The 22,635-nt window shown below is 72.0% G+C and carries 23 protein-coding genes; 10 read left to right on the top strand and 13 right to left on the bottom strand.

Features of this window, described 5'->3' with window-relative positions; genetic code table 11:
• The first annotated feature begins 47 nt into the window (after positions 1-47).
• Positions 48-1,277 (top strand): phosphodiester glycosidase family protein, encoded by a 1,230-nt coding sequence (locus tag ACFYW8_RS21430; RefSeq protein WP_389077845.1) that lies wholly within the window; start codon positions 48-50, stop codon positions 1,275-1,277.
• 12 nt (positions 1,278-1,289) lie between these two features.
• On the opposite strand, the gene ACFYW8_RS21425 is transcribed toward ACFYW8_RS21430, so the two are convergent.
• The 6 genes from ACFYW8_RS21425 to ACFYW8_RS21400 form a co-directional block, all read right to left on the bottom strand.
• Complete coding sequence (locus ACFYW8_RS21425; protein WP_365870537.1) at positions 1,290-1,484, bottom strand: hypothetical protein; 195 nt, start codon at positions 1,482-1,484, stop codon at positions 1,290-1,292.
• A 104-nt stretch (positions 1,485-1,588) separates the two neighbouring features.
• Positions 1,589-2,452: a phosphatidylinositol-specific phospholipase C/glycerophosphodiester phosphodiesterase family protein gene (locus ACFYW8_RS21420; RefSeq protein WP_389077838.1), complete on the bottom strand. Its 864-nt coding sequence runs from the start codon at positions 2,450-2,452 to the stop codon at positions 1,589-1,591.
• Between the two features lie 216 nt (positions 2,453-2,668).
• Entirely contained in the window at positions 2,669-3,775 is a 1,107-nt protein-coding gene (locus ACFYW8_RS21415) for an acyl-CoA dehydrogenase family protein (protein WP_389077835.1), read from the bottom strand.
• On the bottom strand, positions 3,772-4,974 hold the full coding sequence (locus ACFYW8_RS21410; protein ID WP_365870540.1) for an acyl-CoA dehydrogenase family protein: 1,203 nt from the start codon (positions 4,972-4,974) through the stop codon (positions 3,772-3,774). The genes ACFYW8_RS21415 and ACFYW8_RS21410 overlap by 4 nt, the downstream gene beginning before the upstream one ends.
• Positions 4,971-5,948: an NADPH:quinone oxidoreductase family protein gene (locus ACFYW8_RS21405; protein WP_389077827.1), complete on the bottom strand. Its 978-nt coding sequence runs from the start codon at positions 5,946-5,948 to the stop codon at positions 4,971-4,973. The genes ACFYW8_RS21410 and ACFYW8_RS21405 overlap by 4 nt, the downstream gene beginning before the upstream one ends.
• A gap of 178 nt (positions 5,949-6,126) precedes the next feature.
• Positions 6,127-6,771: a helix-turn-helix domain-containing protein gene (locus ACFYW8_RS21400; RefSeq protein WP_389078404.1), complete on the bottom strand. Its 645-nt coding sequence runs from the start codon at positions 6,769-6,771 to the stop codon at positions 6,127-6,129.
• A gap of 312 nt (positions 6,772-7,083) precedes the next feature.
• Between ACFYW8_RS21400 and ACFYW8_RS21395 the strand changes: the two genes are divergently transcribed.
• From ACFYW8_RS21395 to ACFYW8_RS21385, 3 genes are all read left to right on the top strand, one after another.
• On the top strand, positions 7,084-7,560 hold the full coding sequence (locus ACFYW8_RS21395; protein ID WP_389077824.1) for an NUDIX domain-containing protein: 477 nt from the start codon (positions 7,084-7,086) through the stop codon (positions 7,558-7,560).
• A 109-nt stretch (positions 7,561-7,669) separates the two neighbouring features.
• Positions 7,670-9,061 (top strand): NADP-dependent succinic semialdehyde dehydrogenase, encoded by a 1,392-nt coding sequence (locus ACFYW8_RS21390; protein WP_365870543.1) that lies wholly within the window; start codon positions 7,670-7,672, stop codon positions 9,059-9,061.
• A 25-nt stretch (positions 9,062-9,086) separates the two neighbouring features.
• The gene (locus ACFYW8_RS21385; RefSeq protein ID WP_261704260.1) at positions 9,087-9,326 is read left to right on the top strand and encodes a DUF6213 family protein; all 240 of its coding nucleotides are present in this window, start codon (positions 9,087-9,089) and stop codon (positions 9,324-9,326) included.
• Positions 9,327-9,430: 104 nt separating this feature from the next.
• Here ACFYW8_RS21385 and ACFYW8_RS21380 read toward each other — a convergent pair whose 3' ends face one another.
• Both ACFYW8_RS21380 and ACFYW8_RS21375 read right to left on the bottom strand, forming a co-directional pair.
• Complete coding sequence (locus ACFYW8_RS21380) at positions 9,431-10,126, bottom strand: transcriptional regulator (protein ID WP_389077817.1); 696 nt, start codon at positions 10,124-10,126, stop codon at positions 9,431-9,433.
• Between the two features lie 265 nt (positions 10,127-10,391).
• The gene (locus ACFYW8_RS21375) at positions 10,392-11,618 is read right to left on the bottom strand and encodes an acyl-CoA dehydrogenase family protein (RefSeq protein WP_365870545.1); all 1,227 of its coding nucleotides are present in this window, start codon (positions 11,616-11,618) and stop codon (positions 10,392-10,394) included.
• Between the two features lie 169 nt (positions 11,619-11,787).
• Here ACFYW8_RS21375 and ACFYW8_RS21370 point away from each other — a divergent pair, with 169 nt between their 5' ends.
• Positions 11,788-12,432 (top strand): TetR family transcriptional regulator, encoded by a 645-nt coding sequence (locus tag ACFYW8_RS21370; RefSeq protein ID WP_328556921.1) that lies wholly within the window; start codon positions 11,788-11,790, stop codon positions 12,430-12,432.
• A 63-nt stretch (positions 12,433-12,495) separates the two neighbouring features.
• Here ACFYW8_RS21370 and def read toward each other — a convergent pair whose 3' ends face one another.
• Complete coding sequence (def, locus tag ACFYW8_RS21365) at positions 12,496-13,035, bottom strand: peptide deformylase (RefSeq protein WP_389077809.1); 540 nt, start codon at positions 13,033-13,035, stop codon at positions 12,496-12,498.
• A 154-nt stretch (positions 13,036-13,189) separates the two neighbouring features.
• Between def and ACFYW8_RS21360 the strand changes: the two genes are divergently transcribed.
• From ACFYW8_RS21360 to ACFYW8_RS21340, 5 genes are all read left to right on the top strand, one after another.
• A complete protein-coding gene (locus tag ACFYW8_RS21360) occupies positions 13,190-14,428 on the top strand; it encodes a MurT ligase domain-containing protein (RefSeq protein ID WP_365870547.1) in 1,239 nt (412 codons plus the stop codon).
• A gap of 19 nt (positions 14,429-14,447) precedes the next feature.
• Positions 14,448-15,176, top strand: a complete 729-nt coding sequence (locus tag ACFYW8_RS21355) for a type 1 glutamine amidotransferase (RefSeq protein WP_261704254.1) — start codon at positions 14,448-14,450, stop codon at positions 15,174-15,176.
• 269 nt (positions 15,177-15,445) lie between these two features.
• Positions 15,446-16,471, top strand: a complete 1,026-nt coding sequence (locus ACFYW8_RS21350) for a 6-phosphofructokinase (RefSeq protein WP_389077801.1) — start codon at positions 15,446-15,448, stop codon at positions 16,469-16,471.
• A gap of 136 nt (positions 16,472-16,607) precedes the next feature.
• On the top strand, positions 16,608-17,561 hold the full coding sequence (locus ACFYW8_RS21345; RefSeq protein WP_389077798.1) for a cytochrome c oxidase assembly protein: 954 nt from the start codon (positions 16,608-16,610) through the stop codon (positions 17,559-17,561).
• Between the two features lie 151 nt (positions 17,562-17,712).
• Positions 17,713-17,871, top strand: a complete 159-nt coding sequence (locus ACFYW8_RS21340; protein WP_365870551.1) for a hypothetical protein — start codon at positions 17,713-17,715, stop codon at positions 17,869-17,871.
• 183 nt (positions 17,872-18,054) lie between these two features.
• Here ACFYW8_RS21340 and ACFYW8_RS21335 read toward each other — a convergent pair whose 3' ends face one another.
• The 4 genes from ACFYW8_RS21335 to ACFYW8_RS21320 all read right to left on the bottom strand — a co-directional run bounded on the left by ACFYW8_RS21335 (position 18,055) and on the right by ACFYW8_RS21320 (position 22,589).
• Positions 18,055-19,260: a sensor histidine kinase gene (locus tag ACFYW8_RS21335; protein WP_389077792.1), complete on the bottom strand. Its 1,206-nt coding sequence runs from the start codon at positions 19,258-19,260 to the stop codon at positions 18,055-18,057.
• A gap of 394 nt (positions 19,261-19,654) precedes the next feature.
• Positions 19,655-21,424, bottom strand: a complete 1,770-nt coding sequence (locus tag ACFYW8_RS21330; RefSeq protein WP_389077788.1) for a cation acetate symporter — start codon at positions 21,422-21,424, stop codon at positions 19,655-19,657.
• Between the two features lie 3 nt (positions 21,425-21,427).
• Positions 21,428-21,823, bottom strand: coding sequence for a hypothetical protein (locus ACFYW8_RS21325; RefSeq protein ID WP_389077784.1), 396 nt, complete (start codon positions 21,821-21,823; stop codon positions 21,428-21,430).
• 10 nt (positions 21,824-21,833) lie between these two features.
• A complete protein-coding gene (locus ACFYW8_RS21320; RefSeq protein ID WP_389077779.1) occupies positions 21,834-22,589 on the bottom strand; it encodes a LytR/AlgR family response regulator transcription factor in 756 nt (251 codons plus the stop codon).
• Positions 22,590-22,635: the final 46 nt, after the last annotated feature.

The raw sequence follows: 22,635 nt of genomic DNA, 5'->3' as shown, positions 1-22,635 counted from the left end.
CAATTCCCCTGAGTCCTGGGAAAGTTGACGAGACATCAGGGGGCACGGTGACACGTCGCGGCAGACGGTTCAGAACGGCACTGACGGTCTTCACTGCAAGCGGAGCGCTGGCCGGTGCGGCCCTGACCGGGGCGGCACCGGCCAGCGGCGCGGAGGGCGCGACGGACATCGCGCCCGGCGTCGAGTACACGCAGCTGGACATCCCGGCGGCCAAGGGAGTGGCGCACGCCCATGTGTTGACCGTCGATCTGCGCAATCCCCATGTGCGCGTCGACCTCCTCTACCCCGGAGCCGTGGCGTCAAGGGAGCCCGTGTCCGAGCTTGCCGACTCCCAGGGCGCGGTCGCCGGGGTCAACGGCGACTTCTTCAACATCACGGAGACGCAGCATCCGGGCGTCGAGGCGACGGGCGCGACCGTGGGGCCGGCGATCGCGAGCGGCCGCGGGCTCAAGGCCGCGGTCCCGGACGGCCAGCGGTTCGGGCCGGCACTGCCGCCCGGCACGACCACCGAGGACGTGTTCGGTGTGGGCGTCGACCGCCGGGCCCGGCTGGACAGCGTGGCCCTCGACGGGTCCGTCCGCAGCCCCGACGGCACCTGGCCGCTCGGCGGGTTCAACCAGTACGCGCTCCCGGTCGGCTCCGTCGGCGCGTTCACCGCGGACTGGGGCAGCGTCTCGCGGGTACGCGCGACCTGCGGTACGGACACGGACCGGGCCGCGCCGTGCAGCACCGACACCTACGAGGTGACGGTCCGCCGCGGACGGGTCGTGTCGGCCGCCGACACTCCGGGCGGCGGAGCCATCGCACCCGGCACCACCGTGCTGGTCGGCCGCGAGGCGGGCGCCCAGGAGCTGCGGAAACTGTCCGTGGGCGAGTGGGTCGGTGTGCGGCACCGGCTGGTGGCGAACTCCTCCCGGGTGCCGTACAGGTTCGCGGTCGGGGGCTATCCGATGATGACCGACGGAGTGCCGCTGCCGGGTCTGGACGACAAGACCTCCGCCGTACGGACCGCGGTGGGCTTCTCCGACCACGGGCGCCGGATGCAGCTCCTCGCCCTGGACGGCGCCCCGGCGTACCGCAACGGGCTGACCATCGCCGAAGTGACGGCGACGATGAAGGAGTTGGGGTCGCAGGACGCCTTCAGCCTGGACGGCGGCGGATCCACGACCATGGTCGCCCGGCAGACGGGGGCGGACGCGGTCAGCGTCCTCAACCACCCGAGCGGCGGCGCCGAGCGACCCGTCCCGAACGGAATCGGGGTGTTCACGCGCCCGTGACGCGGCGGCACGTCATGGCGTCAGGCTGCCCACGATGTCCGCCGTCGCGGTGAGACCGCTGTGGATGGTCGGGGCCATGCTCGTGCCCGCCAGCAGGAACCCGAGCAGGGCGCAGATCAGCGCGTGCGACATCTTCAGCCCGCCGCTGCGCAGGAAGATCACCGCCAGCACCAGGAGAAACAGCACCGCAGAGATGGAAATGGCCATCGTCAACCTCCTCCGCCACGTCCACTTCGCGGCGTTCGGCCGTAAGTGTGGCGTAGCGGAGGGATCGTCCGGGCGGCTGACGTGTCCCCCGAACGGGTGGTCTTCTACCGTCGGTCGTAAGCGTCCAGGAACTCTTCGAGACCGCCCAGGTCATCGGTGTTGAGGTAGTCGACGTCGGCGGCGAGGAGTTCGCGCCAGAGCGCCTCGCGTGTCGGACCCGCGAGGTCGGGGGTGGCCCAGAACCGGACCTTCTGCCGGCGCGCGTGCGCGGCCGCCATGATGCTCCGCAGTTTCTCGCGCTCGGCGCCCGGGAACGGGCCCTCGCCCAGCCAGCTGAAGTTGAGTGTCCAGTTGTCACTGATCAGCGGGACGAAGGAGGCGGGGGCGGTGCTGCCGAGGTCGGCGAGCCGGCCGTCGTAGAAGGCGAGCCGCTCGGTCTGCGCCTCCATGGGCACGCGCGCGGCGCGGTCCCCGGAGATCACGGCCGTGACCGGGCCGGGGTGCACCCGGCCGTGCGCGTACCTCGTGAACAGGTGCCGGTAGCGGCGCAGATGACGGTCGAGTTCGAGGTACGTCGAGGAGCCCTCGGTCTTGATGTCGACGAGCAGTTGCAGCGGCGTGCGGTGCCCCCTGTACACCGAGCCGTGGTTGGCCCTGACGCGGGCGGCCAGCGGTTCGAGGTAGAGGGATTCGAGGGTGCGGGTGGGGTCGAGCTCCACCGGGTCGTGGGCGACGAGGAGTTGGTCCCCCACGAGGTAGATGTCCGCCTCGACACTGCCGAAGCGGTGGTCGAGGGCGTCGAAGAGGGGGCGCGGGTGCTCGTAGTCGTTGTGCGCGTGGGCGCGCCACAGGGGGCGCGTGCGGGGCTTCGCCTCGCCGGCCAGGGCCCGCGACGCGGGCAGGGCGAACGAGCCCGCGAGGGCGGCGCCGAGGGTGGTGAGGGCTCTGCGACGGGTGGTAAGGGCCATGCTCTGCCTCCCTTGAGGGGCCGTACGGGACCTCAAGGGAGTATGCGGCGGGCGGGGCTCAAGAAACCCTGCCCTGAAGGGAGTTGGCCGGACCGACGCTACGGGTTCACTTCACCGGATCCGGGCGATCCGGCGTTCCAGCCTTCCCTCCCCTGCGTTTCGTGGGCGTACGGGAAAAGCCCGCCCCAGGTGGGGCGGGCTTCACCCGGAGCGGTGTCAGGGTGCCTGGAGATCGACCAGTTCGGCCAGCGCCGCCCGATGCGCGCCCGCCGTGCCGTAGGCGATCGAGTCGGCCTTGGCGCGCTTCAGATACAGGTGCGCCGGGTGCTCCCACGTCATGCCGATGCCGCCGTGCAGCTGGAGCGCCTCCTCGGCCGCGTGTACGGCGACGGGTGCCGCGTACGCCTGGGCGACGGCGACCGCCAGGTCGCTGTCCGCGCTGCCGGTGGCCAGCGCGTCGGCGGCGTTCCGGGCGGCGGCGCGGGTGCCCACGACCTCCAGCCACACCTGGGCCAGCCGGTGCTTGAGCGCCTGGAAGCCGCCGACCGGCCGGTTGAACTGCTTGCGCTCCTTGAGGTAGCGGACCGTCTCCGTCAACGACCACTCGGCGAGACCGAGTTGCTCGGAGGCGAGCAGTCCGGCACCGGCCCGCAGCGCACGTCGCACGGCCGCGGGGGCGTCCCCGGTGAGCAGCGTTGCGGGCGCCGAGTCGAAGGTGATCCGGGCGAGCGGCCGGGTCTGGTCGAGACAGACCTGCGGGACGATCGTGACAGCGGCCGCGCCGACGGCGTACAGCCCGCCGTCCTCGGCCGGGACCAGCAGGACGTCGGCGGCGGCCGCGTCCGCGATGCCCGTCAACTCCCCGTGCAGGGAACCGTTCTCCAGTCGTACTGCCTGGTGGGCGGCGCCCGGTCCGACGTTCAGCGGGACGGCGAGGGCGCCCACCGTGCGGCCGGAGGCGAGTGCGGCGAGCAGTTCGGCCGCGGCCGGTCCGTCGCAGGCCAGCAGCGCCTCGGTCGCGACCACGGCGCTCGTCAGATAGGGCACGGGCGCGACCGCGCGACCCAGCTCCTCCAGGACCACGGCGGCTTCGCGGTGCGTGGCACCCTGGCCGCCCCGCTCCTCGGGCACCAGCAGGCCGGCGAGGCCCATGCCCTCCGAGAGGGCCTTCCACAGCTCGGGGTCGTGCGGAGTGCCCGACTCGGTGCGGGTGATGACGTCCGCCGCGGCGCAGCGGTCGGTGAGGAGGTCGCGGACGGCGGCGCGCAGCGCCTCCTCCTCCTCGGTGTAGAGCAGATCGGGCTCGGTGCTCACCTGGCTCATCGGGCGAGGTCCTTCCATGCGACGTCCTTGTCGGTGCGCGGCTCGGACGGCAGGCCCAGGACGCGTTCGGCGACGATGTTCAGCAGGACCTCGCTGGTCCCGCCCTCGATGCTGTTGCCCTTGGAGCGCAGGTAGCGGTATCCGGCGTCCCGGCCGGTGAAGTCGACCAGCTCGGGCCGGCGCATCGTCCAGTCCTCGTACAACAGGCCTTCCTCGCCGAGGAGTTCGACCTCAAGGCCGCTGATCTCCTGGTTCAGGCGGGCGAAGCCGAGTTTCATGCCGGCGCCCTCGTGGCCGGGCTGGCCCAGGGCGAGCTGCTGGCGCAGCCGTTCGCCGGAGAGCCGGGCGACCTCGGCCTCGACCCACAGCTTCAGCAGCCGCTGGTGGGTGTCGTGGGTGCGCAGTTCGGGCCGCTCGCGCCAGGTCCTGGAGACCGGGCCGATCATGCCGCCCTCGCGCGGGATGCGCATGCCGCCGATGGAGACGCGTTCGTTCATCAGCGTGGTCTGCGCGACCCGCCAGCCGTCGCCGACCTCGCCGAGGCGGTGCGCGTCGGGGATGCGGACGTCGGTGAGGAAGACCTCGTTGAACTCGGCCTCGCCGGTGATCTGGCGCAGCGGCCGTACCTCGACACCCGGGTCGCTCATGTCGCAGATGAAGTAGGTGATGCCGCGGTGCTTGGGCACGTCCGGGTCGGTGCGGGCGATGAGGATGGCCCAGCGGGCGAGGTGGGCGCTGGAGGTCCACACCTTCTGCCCGTTGATCACCCAGTCGCCGCCGCTCCCCGGCGCTTCCCCGTCCGCGCGGACGGCGCGGGTGCCGAGCGCCGCGAGGTCCGAACCGGCGCCGGGCTCGCTGAAGAGCTGGCACCACACCTCCTCGCCGACCCACAGGGGCCGCAGGAAGCGCCGTTTCTGCTCCTCGGTGCCGAAGCCGAGGATGGTCGGGGCGGCCATGCCGAGGCCGATGCCGATGCGCCGCGGGTCGTTGTCGGGCGCGCCCGCGGCCGCCAGCTCGGCGTCCACGACGGCCTGGAGGCTGCGCGGGGCGCCGAGGCCGCCGAGGCCCTCGGGGTAGTGCACCCAGGCGAGTCCGGCGTCGAAGCGTGCCTTCAGGAAGTCCACGCGATCGGTTTCCAGCGGAGGATGCGCTGCGAGCAACTCCTGGGTGCGGCGGCGCAGTTCGGCTGCGTCGGTCATGCGGCGGCTCCGTTCTCCAGTGTGGGCACCACGGCGATCCGCCCGGTGGTGACTCCGTCGGCGACCCGCTGCACGGCGGCGGCGGCCCCGCTCAGCGGGACCCGCTCGCTCACCAGCGGCTTGATCGCGCCCCGTGCGGCGAGCTCGGTGAGCTGCTCGTGGCAGTGCAGGACCAGCTTCGGGTTCTTGGTGTTGTACAGGCCCCAGTGCAGGCCGAGGATCCCGTAGTTCTTGACGAGGGCGTGGTTCAGCGCGGCGCTCGGGATCGAACCGCTCGCGAAGCCGACGACCACGATCCGGCCCTCGAAGGCGACGACCTTCGTGGACTGGGTGTAGGCCTCGCCGCCGACGGGGTCGTAGATCACGTCCGCGCCGCGTCCGCCTGTCGCTTCCTTGACGGCGCCTATGACGTCCTCGGCGCGCCGGTCGATGACGACGTCGCAGCCCAGTTCGCGCGCCACGGCGGCCTTGTCGGCGCCGCCCACGACGCCGATGACGGTCGCGCCCGCCGCCTTGCCGAGCTGCACGGCGGCGCTGCCGACCCCTCCGGCGGCCGCGTGCACGAGCAGGGTCTCTCCGGCTTCCAGGCGGGCCCGGCGGTGCAGGCCGAACCAGCCGGTCTGGTAGCCGATGTGCAGGGCCGCGGCCTCGGCGTCGTCGAGGGCCTCGGGTGCCGGGAGCAGGGCGGCGGCGTCCGCGACCGCGTACTCGGCGAATCCTCCGTGCGGCAGCGCCGGGGTGGCGATCACCCGGCGTCCGTCCTCGGTCTCGCCGCAGATCTCCACGCCGGGGGTGAACGGCAGCGGCGGCCTGACCTGGTACTGGCCGCGGCACATCAGCGCGTCCGGGAAGTTGATGTTCGCGGCGCGCACCTTGAGCAGGACCTGGCCGTCACCGGGCGTCGGCCGATCCACCTCCTGGAGGCGCATCGCCTCTGCGGGCTCGCCGTTCTGGTGCACTTGCCATGCCTGCATGCGGGGCCTCCAGGGGACTGTGTCGGCTGACCGGGGTCGATCGCATACTAAGCGGTCGCTTGCCAACCTGGGAACAGTCGGCTTCCGTCGTCTTCGCCACGCCCGGCGCAAGTTCCTTCGCCACGCCCGGCGCGAGCGTCTTCGCCACGCCCGGCGCGGGCCGCCCCGCCGCCCGCTCTCACAGCTCCTTGCCCCGCACCTTGGGCCGCGCCCGTACGTGCATCCGCTCCCCCTGCGGACCGAACAGGCTCAGGAACTCCACGGGCCCCTCCCCCGTCGACCCGAACCAGTGCGGAACCCGGGTGTCGAACTCCGCCGCCTCCCCCGCCCCCAGCACCACGTCATGCTCGCCGAGCACCAGCCGCAGCCGCCCGGACAGCACGTACAGCCACTCGTAGCCCTCGTGCGTCCGCGGGTCGGGTTCCAGGGTCCGCCGCGGTTCGGCCATCTTGTAGGCCTGGAGTCCGCCGGGCTGGCGGGTCAGCGGCCAGTACGTCCGGCCGCCCCGCACGATCGGCTCGGCGCGCACCCGGGGGTCGCCGACCGGCGGGGCGCCGACCAGTTCGTCCAGCGGGACCTGATGGGCCCGCGCGATGGGCAGCAGCAGCTCCAGACTGGGCTTGCGCAGCCCCGACTCCAGTCGCGAGAGCGTGCTCACCGAGATGCCGGTCACCTCGGACAGTCCGGCCAGCGTCGCGCCGCGCTCCTTCCTGATGCGCCGCAGCCGGGGCCCCACCTCGGCGAGGACCTCGTCAGTCGCCGCGTCGCCGGCCGCCCGGTGCCCGGCTCCGTCGCTCACCCCCGCGGGGGCCGCGCGCCTCATCCCGTCCATCGTTCCGTCACTCATCCCCTCATTGCAGAATCGGCAAAGCCATTTGTCAATCCGGCGACATCAGGGCGCCCTGTCGACGCCGACGAGCCCCTCGACGCGGCCGTGGCACGGGGCGGGGGCTGAGCCCCGATAGCGGGAGGAGCTGAGCCACCCCCGGGGCCTCCGTACGGGTGTGAACCCGGCGTCCGCGTTGCACCATGGCTGCATGCTGCTCGCCCGGGTCGTGCGCTACCGCGAGGACAAGACACCGGCCGGGGCCGACACGGTCGGCACCCTGTTGGCCGCCCACCCGGAGGTGACGCGATGAGCGGAGAACAGCACGGAAGGCGGAGCGCGGGACTGCTGTTGTTCCGGCACACCGACAACGGCGTGGAGGTATTGGTCGGCCATATGGGCGGCCCCTTCTTCGCGCGGCGGGACGCCGGGGCCTGGACCCTTCCCAAGGGCGAGTACGAGCCCGACGAGACGGCCTGGGACGCCGCACGCCGGGAGTTCCGGGAGGAGCTCGGGCTGCCCCCGCCCGACGGCGACGCGGTCGCGCTCGGTGAGGTGACCCAGACGAACGGCAAGGTCGTCACGGCCTGGGCGATCGAGGCGGATCTCGACCCGGCGGCCATGGTCCCCGGCACGTTCACGATGGAGTGGCCGCCGAAGTCGGGACAGCTGCAGGAGTTCCCCGAGCTGGACCGGGTGGAGTGGATGTCCCCGGAGCGGGCCCGGACGCTGCTCGTGAAGGCGCAGACGATGTTTCTCGACCGGCTGGCGGAGCACTCGGGCTGAGAGCCGGCGTTCGGCCAGCAGCGCCGGCTCACCCCGGGAGCCCTCCGCGTTGCGCCGAGCCGCCCAGCGCGGGAGGGTCGGGGAACAGCCCGCTTTCAGGAGGTCGGCCATGCCCATCGCGACGGTGAACCCGGCGAACGGCGAGACGCTCAAGACGTACGACGCCCTCGGCGCCGAGGAGATCGAGCGCAGGCTCGCTGCCGCCGAGGCCACGTTCCGGACGTATCGCACCAGCTCGTTCGCCGAGCGGGCGCGGCTCCTGCATCGCGCCGCCGATCTCCTGGACGAGGACCTGGAGGACATCGGCCGGGTGATGACCACCGAGATGGGCAAGCCGGTCAAGCAGGCCCGCGCGGAGGCCGCCAAGTGCGCCAAGGCGATGCGCTGGTACGCCGACCACGCCGAGGATCTGCTCGCCGACGAACTGGCCGCCCCCTCCGACGCCGCGGACTCCGGGGCCTCCCGGGTCCTCGCGCGCTACCGGCCGCTCGGTCCCGTGCTCGCCGTGATGCCGTGGAACTTCCCGCTCTGGCAGGTGGTCCGGTTCGCGGCGCCCGCGCTGATGGCGGGCAACGTGGGCCTGCTCAAGCACGCCTCGAACGTGCCGCAGACCGCCCTGTACCTGGAGGACCTGTTCCGCCGGGCGGGCTTCCCCGAGGGCTGCTTCCAGACGCTGCTGATCGGCTCGGGGGCGGTCGAGGGCATCCTGCGTGACCCGCGCGTCAAGGCGGCCACCCTCACCGGCAGTGAACCGGCCGGGCGGGCGGTCGCCTCGGTCGCCGGGGACGAGGTGAAGAAGACGGTGCTGGAGCTGGGCGGCAGCGACCCGTACGTCGTGATGCCGTCCGCCGACGTCGAACGCGCCGCGACGATCGCCGTGACGGCCCGTGCGCAGAACAACGGGCAGTCGTGCATCGCCGCCAAGCGGTTCATCGTGCACACCGACGTGTTCGACGCCTTCGCGGAGCGGTTCGCGGCGGGCATGCGGGCCCTCAAGGTCGGCGACCCGCTCGACGAGGACACCGAGATCGGGCCGCTCTCCACCGAGCAGGGCCGCGCCGACCTGGAGGAACTGGTCGACGACGCCGTGGAGAACGGCGCGACGGTGCTGTGCGGCGGCGAACGCCCCGACGGCTTCGGGAGCGGCTGGTACTACGCGCCGACCGTGCTCACCGACATCACCCCCGCCATGCGCATCCACCAGGAGGAGACCTTCGGTCCCGTCGCCACGCTCTACCGGGCCGCCGGCCTGGACGAGGCGGTCGCCCTCGCGAACGACACCCCGTTCGGGCTGAGCTCGAACGTGTGGACGCGTGACGAGGCCGAGGTGGAGCGGTTCGTCCGCGATCTGGACGCGGGCGGGGTGTTCGTCAACGGGATGACGGCCTCGCACCCGGCGTTCCCCTTCGGCGGGGAGAAGCGGTCGGGCTACGGACGTGAACTGTCGGGACACGGAATCCGCGAGTTCTGCAACATCACCACCGTATGGCACGGAGCGTGAGCGTTCCGCAGTTACGATCCCCTGTGTGAACCGCGAAGTGACCCTCCCTCTGATCGTCGACGACCGCGGCACGTTGCAGGTGGCCGCCGCCGACGTCAGCAAGCTGCTGCGTACGGTGGGCGGCCGATGGCTGCATCTGGTGGAGGCCGGCCAGGACGGCCTCGACGAGGACACGGTGGCCGCGCTCACGATCGAGCTGGCCAAGCTGGCCGACCGGATCGACGTCGCCTGCATCGCGCACAGCAGCGGGACGAGCGGTCGCTGAGCGGCGGCGCCGCGCCGGGCGACGGACGCCTGCCGGGCGTCCTACGGGCCGCTGAGCGGACGCCTGGCGCCGGGCCGGCCCCGGACCGCCCGCGGGTGCCGGCCTCAGACGACCCGCTGGTCCAGCTCCCACAGGGCGTGCCAGAACTTCGATTCGTAGGCCTGGAGCAGCCGTCCGTGGCGGTGGACGTCCTCCCGCGAGATCCGTCCGGCGTCGAGCCCCGCCCGCACGGCGGCCAGGGCCCTGTTCTCCAGCTCGGGCGCGGGCGCGGCGAAGAGGTCGAAGAAGCCGCAGGCCTCGTCGTCGAAGCCGTAGTGCCGGCGCAGGGCCTCGGCGATCGTCTCGCAGTAGCCGCCCCACGCGGCGAAGTTGGCGCCGAGGGCGAGGACCACGTCGGTCGGCTCCCCGTTCAGGGCGAGCCAGGCGACGTAGGCCGGGTAGGCCTGGCAGTCGGCGAGCGGTTCGTACTCCGCCGCCTGTGCCTCGTCGGCCCCCACCGCGGCGGCGAACGCGGTGAGCCGGTCCCCGGCCAGCGCCTCGCCCTGCGCCAGCAGCTCGAAGAAGGCGGCGCTCGCCGGGTCGGCGGCCGACGTCTGCGAACCGGCCGCCGAGCGTTCGGCCAGATGAAGGAACGCGCGGTGGTCCGCGGCGATCACATGGCGCTGTTCGAAGGCGAGGGCCGCGAGCGTGGTGCGCTGGGCGGCGCCCCGGGCGATCAGGGGCAGCAGCCGGTTGGCATGGGGGTCCGGGGCGAGTTTTCCGGTGATGTCCTCCAGCACTTCCCTCGCTGTCGGCGTCATCGCGCGCTCCTTCGGTCCGGCAGACTCCGAGCCCCTTCGACCAGGGTGCCATGCCCGGCCCCGGCATCCCGGTTCCGAGCGGTCCGACGCGATGTCGCAGGTCCGGCGGATGAGGGTCGCGCCCCGGGGCGAGGCGGACGCGCTCGCCGCCGGGCCTCGTGTGTGCTCTCCCGCGACGCGCGCACCACCGGTGCCGCGCGGCGCCCCGTCAGGGACGCGGGGAACGCGACGGGGGCCGTGCCGGCCCCCGTCCCGCGCGCCGGCCTCAGCGGATCGGCATCCCTGAAAGGGTCCGGGCGATCACCAGCCGCTGGATCTCGCTGGTGCCCTCGAAGATCGTGTAGATGGCCGCGTCGCGGTGCATCCGCTCCACCGGGTACTCACGCGTGTAGCCGTTGCCGCCGAGGATCTGGATCGCCTGGCCGGTGACCTTCTTGGCCGTCTCGCTGGCGAACAGCTTCGACATCGATCCCTCCGCGGAGGTGAACTGCTTGCCGTTGACCGCCATCCAGGACGCCCGCCACACCAGCAGCCGCGCCGCGTCGATCGCGGTGCGCATGTCGGCGAGCTGGAAGGCGACACCCTGGTTGTCGATGATCGGGCGGCCGAACTGCTCACGCGTCTTCGCGTAGTCGAGGGCGACCTCGTACGCGGCCCGCGCGGTACCCACCGCCATGGCTCCGACGGCCGGACGGGACGCTTCGAAGGTGGCCATCGCGGCGTTCTTCATCCGCTCGCCACCCGTCCTCGCGCGCTCGCGGGCACGGGCGAGGCGCTCGTCGAGCTTCTCCTTGCCGCCGAGCAGGCAGGAGCCGGGGATCCGGACGTTGTCCAGGACGACCTCGGCGGTGTGCGAGGCGCGGATGCCGTGCTTCTTGAACTTCTGGCCCTGGGACAGTCCGGGCGTGGCCGGAGGCACGATGAAGGAGGCGTGGCCCTTGGAGCCGAGGTCCGGGTCGACGACCGCGACGACGACGTGGACGTTGGCGATGCCGCCGTTGGTCGCCCAGGTCTTCGTGCCGTTCAGGACCCACTCGTCCTTGGCCTCGTCGTAGACGGCACGGGTGCGCATCGAGGCGACGTCGGAGCCGGCGTCGGGCTCGGAGGAGCAGAAGGCGGCGACCTTGACATCGTTGGCATCGCCGTACATCTGGGGGATCCAGACGCCGATCTGCTCCTCGGTGCCGTTGGCGAGGACGCCCACGGCGGCGAGGCCGGTGCCGACAATGGACAGGGCGATACCCGCGTCGCCCCAGAACAGCTCCTCCATGGCCATCGGTATGCCGAGGCCCGTGGGATCGAAGTACTGCTGGGCGTAGAAGTCGAGGGAGTAGATGCCGACCTTCGCGGCTTCCTGGATGACCGGCCAGGGAGTCTCTTCGCGCTCGTCCCATTCGGCGGCCGCGGGACGGATGACATCGGCGGCGAAGCCGTGCAGCCAGTCCCGGACCTCCGTCTGTTCGTCGTTGAGCTCCATGGTGAACTCGGCCATATTCCCTCCAGCGCTGCACTAAACTGTTACTTGCGGTAACTGGAGTCTGTTACCGGCTAGTAGAGAAAGTCAACTCCCGAGCTCCGCTCGGCAGCCCGTTCGATACCCATACGGCGATCAGTGTTAGTTTGCGCAGGCGTCACCGAATCACCACGGGTGGGGAGAGCACATGGACACCACACAGCGGACCGATCAGCAGAGGTCCGCCGACCGCCGCCGGCGCGAACTGCTGGAAGCCGCCGACAGAGTGGTGCTCCGCGACGGCCCCGGGGCCTCCATGAACGCCATCGCCGCCGAGGCCGGCATCACGAAGCCCATTCTGTACCGCCACTTCGGCGACAAGGGCGGCCTGTACGCCGCACTCGCCAAGCGGCACACGGACGCGCTCCTCGAAGCACTGCGGGCGGCGCTGGACGCCCCGGCCGAACGGCGTGAGCGCGTCGAGGCGACGCTCGATACGTACTTGGCCGCCATCGAGGCGCGCCCGCAGGTCTACCGCTTCCTGATGCATCCGGCCGAGGGTGGCCAGCCGGGCGACCCCGGCTTCGACGTGGGCAAGTACTCCGCGCCGGTGCTGCGCCGCATGGGCGAGGAACTCGCCGAGGTCATCGAGGAGCGGGTGGATCTCGGGCCGGGCAGCCAGCAGCTGGCACGGGTGTGGGGCCACGGCATCGTCGGCATGATGCACGCCGCCGGGGACTGGTGGCTCGGCGAACGGCCGTGCACGCGCGCCGAGTTGGTACGCAGCCTGGCCGACCTGCTGTGGGGCCGCCTCGCCGCGGCGGGCGACCGCGTCGGCGGACCGGGTTTCTGACCCCGGCTCACGCGGACACCCCGTCAGGGGCCGGCCGACGCGGCCGGCGGCGCACGACCGCCCTCAGCCGCTCCAGGAAGCCCGCGTCACCTGACGAAGAAGCCGCCGTCGGCGCCACCCGGTGAGCCGGTCCGCGTACACGCCGCCGTCGAGGTGGTCGCACTCGTGCTGGAGGCACCGTGCGAACCAGCCGGTGCCGTGCACGGTGACCGGCTCGCCGGTGACCGTGCACCCCTCGACGACCGCGTGGTCGTACCGCTCGGTGCCGGCCTCCAGACCGGGCAGCGAGAGACAGCCTTCCGGTCCGCGCAGGACCACACCGTCCGCCTCGACAAGACGGGGGTTCACCACATGTCCGACATGACGGACATCGTCGTCGTCCGGGCAGTCGTATACGAAGACCCTGAGGCCGACGCCGACCTGGTTCGCGGCGAGCCCGACGCCCTCCGCCGCGTACATGGTCGCGAACATGTCCTCGACGAGTCCGGCGAGTTGAGGGCCGAAGTCGGTGACGTCCTCGCAGGCCGTGCGCAGGACGGGGTCGCCGAGCAGGGTGAGGGGCCGGACGCGCCCGTGGGTGCCCGGGATGGAACCGTGTCGCATGGCGGCAAGGGTACGGTCCTGGTAGGCGCGCGCATGTCGCGCCGGCACCGAGGAGGTGCCGCGATTCGGGCCCGTGAGCGGATCTCGATAGGCTGAGCCCCCAACGGTGCCGGGGGCAGGGGCGCGGCGCGTACGCAAGGAGGATCGAGAAACGATGTCAGGCAACTCGGACCCGCTGTCGCCGCGGGCCAAGCTGGCCGTGACGGCGGGCAAGGCGGCGGCAGCCGTCTCGCGGGCCGCCGGACGCGGCAGTGGATCGGTGATCGGCGGCCGGGTGGCACTCAAGCTCGACCCCGACCTGCTGGCGAGGCTCGCCACACACCTGGACGTGATCCTGGTGTCGGCGACCAACGGCAAGACCACCACGACCCGGCTGATCGCGGAGGCCCTGGGCGCCGCGGGCCCGGTCGTGTCCAACGCGCTCGGCGCCAACATGCCCGCGGGCATCACCTCGGCGCTGGCCGGGGGGTCGGAGGCCAAGTTCGCGGTCATCGAGGTCGACGAGAAGTACCTCGCCGGTGTGGCACGTGACACCGACCCGAAGTGCATCGCGCTGCTGAACCTCTCGCGCGACCAGCTCGACCGGGCCGCCGAGACGCGGATGATGGCCGAGCACTGGCGTGAGGGCCTGGCCGGTTCCAAGGCCGTCGTGGTCGCCAACGCGGACGACCCGCTGGTGGTCTGGGCGGCCTCCTCCTCGCCGAACGTCATGTGGGTGGCGGCCGGCCAGATGTGGAAGGAAGACGCCTGGTCCTGCCCGTCCTGCGGCGGTGTGATGCAGCGCCCCGGCGACGACTGGTTCTGCGGCGACTGCGGCTTCCGCCGTCCGAGCCCCACCTGGGCCCTGTCCGGGGACCACGTCCTCGACCCGCACGGTTCCGCCTGGCCGATCCACCTCCAGCTGCCGGGCCGCGCCAACAAGGCGAACGCCGCCTCGTCGGCCGCCGTGGCCGCCGTGTTCGGCGTGCCGCCGCAGGTGGCCCTGGAGCGCATGTACCAGGTGCAGGCGGTGGCCGGACGCTACGACGTGGTGCAGTTCATGCAGCGCGACCTGCGTCTGCTGCTCGCCAAGAACCCCGCGGGCTGGCTGGAGACCTTCTCCCTGATCGACCCGCCGCCGACCCCGGTCATCCTGTCGGTGAACGCGCGCGGCGCCGACGGCACGGACACCTCCTGGCTGTGGGACGTCGACTACACCCGCCTGACCGGACACCCGATCTTCGTTCTCGGCGACCGCAAGCTGGACCTCGCCGTGCGCCTCGAAGTGGCCAACCAGCAGTTCCAGGTCTGCGACACCCTCGACCAGGCCGTGCAGATGGCACCGCCCGGGCGTATCGAGGTCATCGCGAACTACACCGCTTTCCAGGACTTGAGGCGTCGTGTCGGCAACTGAGCCACGGAGGACGAAGAGAATGAGTGACAACAGCCTGCGTCTGGTGTGGATCTATCCAGACCTGCTGAGCACCTACGGCGACCAGGGCAACGCCCTGGTCGTGGAGCGCCGGGCGCGTCAGCGCGGCCTCGACGTGGCCCGTGTCGACGTGCGCAGCGACCAGCCGGTCCCGACCTCCGGTGACATCTACCTCATCGGGGGCGGCGAGGACCGGCCGCAGCGGCTCGCCGCGGAGCGGCTGCGCCGCGACGGCGGTCTGGAGCGCGCGGTCGGCAACGGCGCGATCGTGTTCTCCGTCTGCGCCGGCTACCAGATCCTCGGGCACGAGTTCATCAACGACCTCGGCCAGCGCGAGCCGGGCCTCGGCCTGCTCGACGTGGTCTCGGTGCGCGGCGAGGGCGAGCGGTGCGTCGGTGACGTCCTCGGGGACATCGACCCGCGGCTCGGTCTGCCCCCGCTGACCGGTTTCGAGAACCACCAGGGCGTCACCCACCTCGGGCCCACCGCCCGAGCGTTCGCGAACGTGCGGCTCGGTAAGGGCAACGGCACGGGCGACGGTACGGAGGGCGCGTACAACGACACCGTGTTCGGTACGTACATGCACGGTCCCGTCCTCGCCCGCAATCCGCAGATCGCGGACCTGCTGCTGAAGCTGGCCCTCGACGTCAACGCGCTGCCGCCGACCGACGACCGCTGGTACGAGGCGCTGCGCTCCGAGCGCATCGCGTCCGCCCAGCAGCCCGCGTAGGGCCGGCCCGCCCGGCGGGCCGGAGGAACCGTTTCTCAAGGAGGAACGGTTCCTCTTCGCGTTTCCGGGAGGAGCCCTTTCCGCTTCGCCGGACGGTCCGTCCAGCCCCTCCGGGGCCCGTCTGAAACCGCATCCGCACAGGTGAGCGGGTGCGTCCAGCAGGCGGACGCACAGTGCGGCCGGGCCCCCTCCCGCCGGTAGGGTGGCGTCGATCCTTGCCGGACAACGTGGTCCGGTCCCCGGACCACGTTGAGAAGGTATTTCGGGCTATGCGCATTGGTGTCCTCACGTCCGGCGGCGACTGCCCCGGCCTGAACGCCGTCATCCGGTCGGTCGTACACCGTGCCGTCGTCGACCACGGCGACGAGGTCATCGGCTTCCGGGACGGCTGGAAGGGTCTCCTGGAGTGCGACTACCTCAAGCTCGACCTCGACGCGGTGAGCGGGATCCTGGCTCGCGGCGGCACCATGCTCGGCTCCTCCCGGGTCCAGCCCGCGCATCTGCGTGACGGTGTGGAGCGGGCCAAGGGCCACGTGGCGGACCTCGGGCTCGACGCGATCATCCCGATCGGCGGCGAGGGCACGCTGAAGGCGGCCCGCCTGCTGTCGGACGGCGGCCTGCCCATCGTCGGCGTGCCGAAGACCATCGACAACGACATCGCGGTCACGGACGTCACCTTCGGCTTCGACACGGCCGTCGGTGTCGCGACCGAGGCCCTCGACCGGCTGAAGACCACCGCCGAGTCCCACCAGCGCGTGCTGATCGTGGAGGTCATGGGCCGCCACACCGGCTGGATCGCCCTGCACTCCGGCATGGCCGCCGGCGCCCACGCCATCGTCGTACCGGAGCGGCCCTTCGACATCGAGGAGCTGGCCGCGCGGGTCGGCGAACGGTTCGAGGCGGGCAAGCGGTTCGCCATCGTCGTCGCCGCCGAGGGCGCGAAGCCCCGCGAGGGCTCGATGCGGTACGACGAGGGCGGCAAGGACGTCTACGGCCACGAGCGCTTCGCGGGCATCGCCCGGCAGCTCTCCATCGAGCTGGAGGAGCGGCTCGGCAAGGAGGCCCGGCCGGTCATCCTCGGGCACGTGCAGCGCGGCGGCACGCCGACGGCGTACGACCGTGTGCTCGCGACCCGGTTCGGGTGGCACGCCGTGGAGGCGGTGCACCGCGGCGAGTTCGGGAAGATGACCGCGCTGCGCGGGACCGACATCGTGATGGTGCCGCTCGCGGAGGCGGTGGAGACCCTGAAGACGGTTCCGGACGAGCGGTACGCCGAGGCGGAGTGCGTGCTCTGAGCCGTACGCGGTCGGAACCGCCCCCGGTCGCAGCCGCGGCCGGGGGCGGTTCTACTCTGGTGCGGACAGACAGCGCACAACCTCCCCCAGTGCCTTAAAAGGGCCTCGGAGGTACCCCAGAAACAGGAGCCGGCGGATGGATCACAGCGGGCACGGCATGACCACGGATCTGCCGCCGTTCACGCTGGCGCGAGGGCTCGAGTGGTCCGCGGACCCGTTCTTCCTCGTCGCGTGCCTCCTCGGGCTCGGCCTGTACGGCTGGGGAGCCGTGCGGCTCGCCCGGCGCGGCGACGCGTGGTCGTGGGGCCGTACGGCCTCCTTCTTCGTCGGGGTGCTGACCGTGCTGCTCATCACCTGCACCCGGCTGAACGACTACGGCATGGCCATGTTCAGCGTGCACATGGTCCAGCACATGGTGATCAGCATGCTGTCGCCGATCCTGATCCTGCTCGGGGCGCCGATCACACTGGCGCTGCGCGCGCTGCCGGTGGCCGCGAAGCGGGGCAGCAAGGGGCCGCGTGAACTGCTGCTGATGTTCCTGCACAGCCGCTACATGCGGATCATCACCCACCCGGCGTTCACCATCCCGCTGTTCATCGCGAGCCTGTACGCCCTGTACTTCTCCCCCGTCTTCGACTTCCTGATGGGCTCCAGCACGGGCCACGTCGTCATGATGTGCCACTTCCTCGCCGTCGGCCTGGTCTTCTTCTGGCCGATCATGGGCGTGGACCCGGGCCCGCACCGCCCGGGTTATCTGATGCGGATGCTGGAACTGTTCGCGGGCATGCCGTTCCACGCGTTCTTCGGCATCGCGCTGATGATGGCCTCGCAGCCGATGGTCGAGTCGTACAAGAATCCGCCGGCCTCCCTCGGCATCGACGCGCTCGCCGACCAGACCGCCGCGGGGGGTATCGCCTGGGCGTTCAGCGAGATCCCCTCCGTGCTCGTCCTGCTCGCGCTGCTCTTCCAGTGGTACGGCTCCGAGCAGCGGCAGGCCAAGCGCCAGGACCGGGCAGCGGACCGGGACGGGGACAAGGAGCTAGAGGCGTACAACGCCTATCTGGCCTCACTCAACGCACGGGGCCGCTGAATCGACCGATGCCGTTCGCGCTTGCGCGAGCGGCATCTTCGTTCAGCGGCGACGGCGACCGCGCGGCCCTGGCGAACCGCCCCCCTCCGGGTGAAAATGGCCCCAAAGGCCACGGCCCGCGTCGCGGACCCGCCTGGAGGAGGGTGCTGCGATGCCCGGTTCGACGAAGACGATGGGGGTGCTCACCGTGGGAGGGCTCGTCATGGTGACGGCCTACACGGTGGCGCTGGGCAGTAACGGCTGGCTGTGGTTCGGCTGGGTCGTGCTCGGTCTGATCACCGCGGGGATGGTGGTCTCCCGCAGCACCTGACCTGCCTCGGCCCGCCGCCACGGACGCGCACACTTCACGGCACCGCCCCCGGACGCACACGCTTCGGGGCGCCGCCACGGACGCGCACACTTCACGGCACGGACCGCGGACGCACACGCTTCGGGGCGCCGCCCATGGCTCCGGCCACGCCTCTCCACCGGTCCCGGCCCGGCGGCCGTCCGGTCACTGCCGGGGGCGCCGTGCCGCCGAGTGCACACCCGGCTGGTATTTGGGGAGCCGGGCGGTGATCTTCATTCCCGCTCCCGCCGCGGTCTCTATGACGAGGCCGTGATCGTCGCCGTACACCTGGCGCAGCCGTTCGTCGACGTTGGAGAGCCCGATACCGCCGGAGGGGCTGACCTCTCCGGACAGGATGCGGCGCAGCCGGTCGGGGTCCATTCCGATGCCGTTGTCCTCGATGACGACGAGCGCCTCGGCGCCGGCGTCCTGCGCCGTGATGCTGATGTGGCTCTTGTCGGTCTTGCCCTCGAGTCCGTGCTTGACGGCGTTCTCCACCAGGGGCTGGAGGCACAGGAAGGGCAGCGCGACCGGCAGCACCTCGGGCGCGATCTGGAGGGTGACGGACAGCCGCTCGCCGAAGCGGGCCCGGACGAGCGCCAGGTAGTGGTCGATGGCGTGGAGTTCGTCGGCGAGGGTGGTGAAGTCGCCGTGCCTGCGGAACGAGTAGCGGGTGAAGTCGGCGAACTCCAGCAGGAGTTCACGGGCACGCTCCGGGTCGGTGCGCACGAACGAGGCGATCACGGCGAGCGAGTTGAAGATGAAATGCGGGGATATCTGGGCACGGAGTGCCTTGATCTCGGCCTCGATCAGCCGTGTTCGGGACTGGTCGAGGTCGGCCAGCTCCAGTTGGACGGAGACCCAGCGCGCGACCTCGCCGGCGGCGCGTACGAGGACCGCGGACTCGCGCGGTGCGCAGGCGACGAGCGCTCCGTGCACCCGCTCGTCCACGGTGAGCGGTGCGACGACGGCCCAGCGCAGGGGGCAGTCGGGCTCGTCGCAGGCCAGCCGGAAGGCCTCGCCGCGGCCGGTCTCCAGCGGACCGCCGAGGCGTTCCATGATCTCGGTGCGGTGGTGGTCCCCGACGCCGTCCCAGGCGAGGACCGTCTCCTGGTCGGTGAGGCACAGCGCGTCCGTGCCGAGCAGGGTGCGCAGCCGCCGGGCGGACCGGCGGGCCGTCTCCTCGGTGAGTCCGGCTCGCAGTGGGGGCGCGGCCAGCGAGGCGGTGTGCAGGGTCTGGAAGGTGGCGTGCTCGACCGGGGTGCCCAGCCCTCCGAGGTTCTCGGGCCGCGCGGTACGCCTGCCGAGCCAGAACCCGGCGGCCAGCAGCGGAAGCACGGCCACGCACAGCCCGGCGACGAACCCGCTCACCCGCACATCACCCCGCGTACGGGGCCGCACCCGCGTGCCCACCCCGGCGACCACCGAACCACCGGCAGCCCCGCCAGGGCCCCCGCCTCGTCCCCCACCATCGCTCCACCCGCGAGACCGCTCCTGTACGACGGCCCCGGCGACCACCGAACCACCAACAGCCCTGCCAGGACCCCCACCTCGTCCCCCACCATCGCTCCACCCGCGAGACCGCTCCTGTACGACGGCCCCGGCGACCACCGAACCACCAGCAGCCCTGCCAAGGCGCCCTCACCGCGCGCCCGGGCCGTCGCGCCACCCGCAAGACCGTACCTGTGGGGCGGGGCCGGCGGCCGCCGGCCCCGCCGCGCCTGCGGCCAAGACCCCTCGCCTCGCGCCCCGTCGGCCGGGATCCTCACCGTCCGGACTCCTTCGCGCCCGCTGCCGCGCCCGATGTCCCGCCGACCGCCGCGCGGACCTGGCCGTCCGTGAGTTCCTCCGGGAGGTGGAAGCGGGCCAGGATCGCCGCCGTCCCGGCGGGCACCCGGGCGGCGGTGGCCAGGGACACGAGCACCATGGTCACGAAGCCCAGCGGCACCGACCAGAGCGCCGGCCAGGCGAGCAGAGCGTGCAGGGACCCCGTCGTCCCCGGATAGCCGGCCATGGTCGCGCCGACGGCGACGAGTGCCGCGCCACCGCCGCCGAGCATCCCGGCCGCCGCCCCCGGCGGGGTGAGCCGCCGCCACCAGATGCCGAGCACCAGCAGCGGGCAGAAGGAGGACGCGGACACGGCGAACGCGAGCCCCACCGCGTCGGCGACGGGCAGCCCGCCCACCAGCACGCTCGCGGCGAGCGGCACGGCCATCGCCAGGACGGTGCCGAGCCGGAAGTGCCGTACGCCGCGGGAGGGCAGCACGTCCTGGGTGAGCACACCCGCGACGGCCATGGTCAGTCCGGACGCCGTAGACAGGAACGCGGCGAACGCGCCGCCCGCGACGAGCGCTCCGAGGAGGTCCGCGCCGGCTCCGCCGATCATCCGGTCGGGCAGCAGGAGTACGGCCGCGTCCGCGTCGCCGGTGAGGCTGAGTTCGGGGGCGTACATCCGGCCCAGCGCTCCGTAGACGGGCGGGAGGAGGTAGAAGGCGCCGATCAGGCCGAGGACGGCGACGGTGGTGCGGCGGGCGGCGACTCCGTGCGGGCTGGTGTAGAAGCGGACGACGACGTGGGGCAGGCCCATCGTGCCGAGGAAGGTGGCGAGGATCAGTCCGTAGGTGGCGTACAGCGGACGTTCCTCGCGCCCGGCGGCCAGGGAGGTCGACATGGCGCTGCTGCTGCCGCGGTCGGCCGCCGGGACCGGGTCGCCCCGGCCGAAGGTCAGCTTGGTGCCGCTCTCGATATGGTGGGCGCCTCGCGGGAGCCGGAGGCGCTCGTCCTCGTACCGGCGGCCGTCGACGCTGCCCGTCGCGGTGACGGTGAGGGCCCGGGACAGCTTCAGGTCGAGCGTGGAGTCGACCTGGACGAGGCGCCGTTCGCGGAAGGCCGGCGGTTCGTCGAAGGCGTCGTGGGGGGCTCCGTGGGACTGCCAGGCGAGGGCCAGGAAGACGGCCGGGACGAGAAGGGCCGTGAGCTTGAGCCAGTACTGGAAGGCCTGTACGAAGGTGATGCTGCGCATGCCGCCCGCGGCGACCGTGGCCACCACCACGACGGCGACGAGCACCCCGCCGAACCAGTCGGGGGCGTCGGTCAGCACCGCCAATGTCAGCCCCGCACCTTGCAGTTGGGGCAGCAGATAGAGCCAGCCGACGCCCACGACGAACGCCCCGGCGAGCCGTCTGACGGCCTGGGAGCCGAGCCGCGCCTCCGCGAAGTCCGGCAGCGTGTAGGCGCCGGAGCGGCGCAGCGGCGCCGCGACGAAGAGGAGCAGGACGAGATAGCCGGCGGTGTATCCGACCGGGTACCAGAGCATGTCGGGCCCCTGGACGAGCACCAGCCCCGCGATGCCGAGGAAGGAGGCGGCGGAGAGGTACTCGCCGCTGATCGCGGCCGCGTTGAGCCGGGGTCCGACGGTGCGTGAGGCGACGTAGAAGTCGGAGGTGGTCCGGGATATGCGCAGCCCGAACGCGCCGACCAGGACGGTCGCGACGACGACGAGGGCCACGGCGGGAACGGAGTAGTTCTCGTTCACGGTTCAGCGGTCCTCGACCAGGCGCACGAAGTCCTCCTCGTTGCGCTCCGCCCGCCGTACGTACCAGCGGGCGAGCAGCACGAGCGGCGGGTACAGACAGAAGCCGAGGACGGCCCATTCCAGGGTGGCGCCGTCCGGCGTCGCGGCGAAGACCAGCGGCAGCGGGCCCACGAGCAGGACCAGCACGGCGAACACCACCAGTGCGACGCGGAGTTGACTGCGCATCAGGGAGCGTACGTAGGTGTGGCCGAGTGTGGTCTGTTCGTCGATCTCGGTTCTCGGCCGGTAGTAACCGGAGGTCTGGGGGTACCGCCCGCGCGAGCGAAGCCGAGCGTGGGGGAGGGTGCGCCGGGGCGTTCCGGTGACGACCACACGGCGTTCGGTGGGGTCCTGCGGCACGCGGTGCTCCTCAGCTCGTGGTCCGGCGCAGCAGCAGATCGCGCAGTTGGCGGGCGTGACGTCGGCTCACCTGGAGTTCGACGGAGTCGACGAGGACGCTCACCGTACCCGCGTCCAGGCGGAGTTCGCCGATATGGCGCAGCGCGACGAGGTGGCGCCGGTGGATGCGGACGAAGCCGCGGGAGCGCCATCGCTCTTCCAGGGTGGACAGCGGGATGCGCACCAGATGGCTGCCCTGCGCGGTGTGCAGCCGGGCATAGTCGCCGTGGGCCTCGACGTGGGTGATGTCCTCGACGGCCACGAAGCGGGTCACTCCGCCGAGTTCGACGGACATGTGGTCGGGGTCGGGCTCGTGGACGGGTATCAGGGGTGCGGTGTCCCGGAGTTGGACGGCTCGGCGGACCGCCTCGGCGAGCCGTTCGCGGCGTACGGGCTTCAGGACGTAGTCGACGGCCTTGAGGTCGAAGGCCTGCACGGCGAAACCCTCGTGGGCGGTCACGAACACGACGAGCGGCGGCTGCGCGAACCCGCCGAGCAGCCGGGCCAGGTCGAGCCCGTCCAGGCCGGGCATGTGGATGTCGAGGAAGACGACGTCGATCGCCTCGGGTCCACCGGGTCCGGACTCCAGGGCCCGGTTGATCCTGCGCAGCGCCTCGGTCGCGTCGCTCGCGCCCTCGGCGCTGCCGACCCGGGGATCGGCGTTCAGCAGATACAGGAGTTCTTCGAGGGACGGTTGTTCGTCGTCGACGGCGAGCACGCGCAGCATGAGAGTGGAGTGTAAGAGCGATCGGCATGGCTGGACATGTGCGGGA

This window comes from Streptomyces sp. NPDC002742 (genome assembly GCF_042888885.1).
In the GTDB taxonomy this organism is placed as follows: Bacteria; Actinomycetota; Actinomycetes; order Streptomycetales; family Streptomycetaceae; genus Streptomyces.
The sequence above is the reverse complement of the archived record's forward strand: the minus strand, read 5'-3'. Positions and strand labels throughout refer to the sequence as shown.